This window comes from Clostridium frigoris, from assembly GCF_018861865.1.
GTDB lineage: Bacteria > Bacillota > Clostridia > Clostridiales > Clostridiaceae > Clostridium_AD > Clostridium_AD frigoris.
In genome coordinates, this window is record NZ_JAHLDV010000106.1 from 1 (window position 1) to 4,136 (window position 4,136).

The window sequence follows — 4,136 nt, forward strand, 5'->3', positions numbered from 1 at the left end:
TCCTATCAAATTTAAATTGCTAAACTACCATGCTTTTCTTTATTATACATAAAAATACCCTATCGGGTAGACTTTTTTTAAATTGTCTACCCGATAGGGTACATTATAATTTGAGCAGTTCTTTTAGTTTGTTTAGAAATTAATAATAATAATTTAATTTTAAAATTATTATATCTTAAAATAAGATATTAATATAAATATAATATGTATTAAGATATGTAAAAAAAGTACGATAATAATGTAAACGCTATTACTATAAAGTATTAAGCTAATTATGGACAAAATCTTAAAGAGAATGGAGTGATTTATGTTGAAAAAAATAAGTACTAAGATAATAGCTCTAAATGTTTCAGTTGTATTATTAACTGCACTATTAATTGGAGGACTAGCAACATACAGAATGTCAGTATTAAGTAAAAACACTATAAAAACAATTGATTTTACAGTTAGGAAAGATTATGATGAAAAAATTAAATCTCAAGTGGATAATGTTATAACAATGCTAGGATCCATTGATAAAAAATATCAAGGTGGACAAGTGAGTTTGATAGAAGCTAAAAAACTTGGTGCAGATTTAATACGTGAGATGAGATATGGAGAGGGTGGCTATTTTTGGGTAGATACAGTTGAGGGAGACAATGTGGTGCTTCTTGGTGGCGTATCTGAGGGTAAAAATAGATATGATTTAAAAGACGTAAAAGGTAAAAGTATAATTAAAGAAATTATTAAAAATGGTTTAAATGAGGGCGGTGGATATACAGATTATTGGTTTCCTAAAAAAGGAGAAAAAGTAGCATCTCCAAAAAGAGGATATAGTAAGGGTTTTAAAGATTTTAATTGGGTTATAGGAACAGGAAATTATGTTGATGATATTGACAAATTTGTTGGAAATGAAAAGGTTGTTTTACATAAAGCGTTTTTACTTAGTGTAACTAATTTTATAATTCTAGCTTTTGGTGTTATTGTATTGTCAATATTTATTTCGTTTTATTTTAGTAAGAAAATATCAAATCCTATTTTAAAGATAAGTAAGCTTGTGGATAAGACGGCGAAACTTGATTTATCATATGATGAAAATTTGGAAGTAATTTTAAAATACAAAGATGAAACAGGAATTATTGCAAGAGCTGTTATTGATCTAAGAACTGCACTAAGAGATATAATAATTAACTTGAAGGAAAATTCCATAGAGGTTCTTCAGTATTCAAAAACTATGGTAGCAGCTACGAGTGAAACTGTTCAATCTATAGAAGCTGTATCTGTAGCAATTGAAGAATTAGCAAAAGGAGCTACAAATCAAGTGCAAGATGCTCAAAGCGGTGCTAATGAACTTACAAGCCTTACACTCGAAATTAGTACTGCTGTAAATAGTTCAGGGTTATTAAAAGATTATTCTAATGAAACTAAGTTAGTTAATGCACAGGGACTTAACTCTATGAAGTTACTTACTGAAAAATTTAAGGAAAGTAGCAATTCAAATGAAGAAGTCGTAGAAAATATATCTACGCTTCAAAACAAATCAAACTCTATCGGGAAAATTATAAACACTATAAAAGAGGTAGCAGAACAAACAAATCTTTTGGCATTAAATGCTGCAATTGAAGCTGCTAGAGCCGGTGAAGCTGGAAAAGGATTTGCAGTAGTAGCTGATGAAGTAAGAAAACTTGCAGAAAAGACTTCTATAGCCACAAATGAAATTACAAGTATGATTGGTGAAATTCAAGGAGAAATCAGTAATGTAACAAAAAATATAAAAAAGGGTGTAAATATTAATAAAGAGGCAAATTTATCTATGGAGTTATCACAAAAATCATTTAATATCATAGAAAAATCTATTCTTAATATGATTACTCAAATAGATACTTTAGTTTTAAATATTAACAAAGTAGATAAAAATAAAGATAAGGTATTGTTGTCTATAGAAGAAATGTCTGCAGTATCTGAAGAATCAGCAGCATCAACTGAGGAGATAGCTGCTTCTATGGAGGAGCAAACCAGCTCGATGGAGGATATATCAAATACTGCAGGTAACTTTGAGACAATTGTATCTAAACTGGATGCAATAGTACAAAAATTTAAATTATAATAGTGAGAATTTAAAAACAGCAAAAGTGGAGAATAGAAATTAGATTTCTAGGTTAATCTAATCATAGAAAGGGGGAGTTTTTAATGCCAAATAAAGCTACAAAAATGAATATACAGCATGATCTAAATAAGAAACATAATAAGCCAGGAATTAAGGATGCGCAAGGCGAAGCAGTTAATAATAAACCAATAAAAGAAGCAAAACATACTTTTCGTTAAAAAAAGAGCCCTTGGGCTCTTTTTTTGTAGTACAAATTATTTGCTGTTTTTATTTCCTCGAAATCCATAATTAGTTGAAACTGATCTTCCAATACTATTAATTTTACCAGTTATGCATCCCCTGCAATGAGAGGGTGTATCTCCAGTACAAATTTTACCTGGGTACAACGCATAATATTTTCTGTATTCACCTTCTGTAACATTAGGCATAACTACATTGGCACCACTTTGTAATGCCATTAGTCTTCCGTTTTTATTTAAGGACTCCATGGCAGTTGTTGCGGGTATGTTGATATCTGGTAGAAGCAACCGTGTTATAGCCATAACTTTAAGAGCCATAATTAGTTCTCGCCCATGGTAACTTGCAAGTGGTGTGTCCTCATTAGGAATGAAAGGTCCTATTCCTAACATGTCAGCATTAATTTCTTTAAAAAACAATATGTCATCTGCATATGATTCTATAGTTTGATTTGGGAGACCAACCATAACACCTGTTCCTACTTCATAACCTAATTTTTTTAGATTCTTCAAACAGTTAAGTCTGTATTCATGACTCATACCAGGGTCTAGATCTTCATATAGTTTTTTATCAGTTGTTTCAATTCTTAAAAGATACCTATCAGCGCCAGCGTCTCTAAATGCTTTATACTCATCATAGGTTTTTTCACCTATACTTAAAGTTAGAGCTAGACCTAAAGCTTTGATATCTTTTATTATTTTGATGATTTTGTCCACTGTATAATAATCGTCTTCTCCACCTTGAAGTACAATGGTTTTATAACCAAAAGACTTAGCTTTAGTTGCAAAGTCTAGAATTTGTTCATGAGTTAATCTATATTTGACTAAATTTTTATTATCTCGTCTTAGTCCACAGTAAAGGCAGTTGTTCTTACATATATTGGTGAATTCTATAAGACCACGAAGATGAACATCATCACTCATATATTTTTTTCGAACTTCATCTGCAGCAGTAAACAATTCTTGGTCTACATCATTGCTATTTAAAAGATCAATGATTTCTAGTTTACTTAAGTTATGTTCATATTTTGCTTTATTTATTATTTCAAATAATTTAGTCATTATTTGCTACCTCCTAATATTTATGCTTAATCTCTTTAGATTACAAAATAATTATAAATTATTTTGTCACTAACGTATAGTGTTAAGACTATCATAATATTATATAAAATATATGTAAATATAAAATAAAGAAAATATTTTAATATATTAGTAATTTAGAGGAATACTAGTTAAATAATTCTTCGAAATCTGAAGTAATAATTTTAGATAATAATAAAGCTAATATTATTGACTTAACCTACGAAAAATGATAATATGAAATTAGAATCAATTGTATACAATTTAATTGGAAATAATAAAAATTAAGGGGAGATTATACATGAATAAAGTTGAAATTTATACAAGCAATAGTTGTGGATTTTGTCATTTAGCTAAGGAATTTTTTAAAGAAAATAATATTGAATATACAGAGCACAATATTTCAGAAAATTTAGAAGCAAAAAAAGCGCTAATAAAAAAAGGATATAGATCAGTACCAGTAATAGATATTAATGGCCAAGAAATAGTTGGATTTGATAAGGAAAAAGTGGTTGCAATACTAGGAATTTAAAAGCAATAAAATATTTAGACGATAAAAAGAAGCTAGCACTAGCTTCTTTTTATCGTCTAAATACAATTTGGTATATTAGAAATCAAAAAAGTATGTCAATCATTTTTGAAAATGTCCCAAATTAAGTGAAACATTAGCACCAACGAATTGTTGGTGCTTTACTTTGTTTGAATTATAATTTTGGGTAAGTTTAATACACCTA

General features: G+C 28.9%; 4 protein-coding genes. 3 read left to right on the forward strand and 1 reads right to left on the reverse strand.

From position 1 onward, the window contains the following. The first annotated feature begins 307 nt into the window (after nt 1-307). Entirely contained in the window at nt 308-2,086 is a 1,779-nt protein-coding gene (locus tag KPL37_RS19080; protein ID WP_216151657.1) for a methyl-accepting chemotaxis protein, read from the forward strand. An 83-nt stretch (nt 2,087-2,169) separates the two neighbouring features. Further along, on the forward strand, nt 2,170-2,304 hold the full coding sequence (locus KPL37_RS20195) for a hypothetical protein (protein WP_257786571.1): 135 nt from the start codon (nt 2,170-2,172) through the stop codon (nt 2,302-2,304). Between the two features lie 36 nt (nt 2,305-2,340). Here the strand turns inward: KPL37_RS20195 and hydE are convergent, their stop codons facing one another. Next, the gene (gene hydE, locus KPL37_RS19085) at nt 2,341-3,384 is read right to left on the reverse strand and encodes a [FeFe] hydrogenase H-cluster radical SAM maturase HydE (RefSeq protein WP_216151658.1); all 1,044 of its coding nucleotides are present in this window, start codon (nt 3,382-3,384) and stop codon (nt 2,341-2,343) included. Between the two features lie 319 nt (nt 3,385-3,703). Between hydE and KPL37_RS19090 the strand changes: the two genes are divergently transcribed. Then, a complete protein-coding gene (locus KPL37_RS19090; RefSeq protein ID WP_216151659.1) occupies nt 3,704-3,934 on the forward strand; it encodes a glutaredoxin family protein in 231 nt (76 codons plus the stop codon). Nucleotides 3,935-4,136 lie beyond the last annotated feature (202 nt).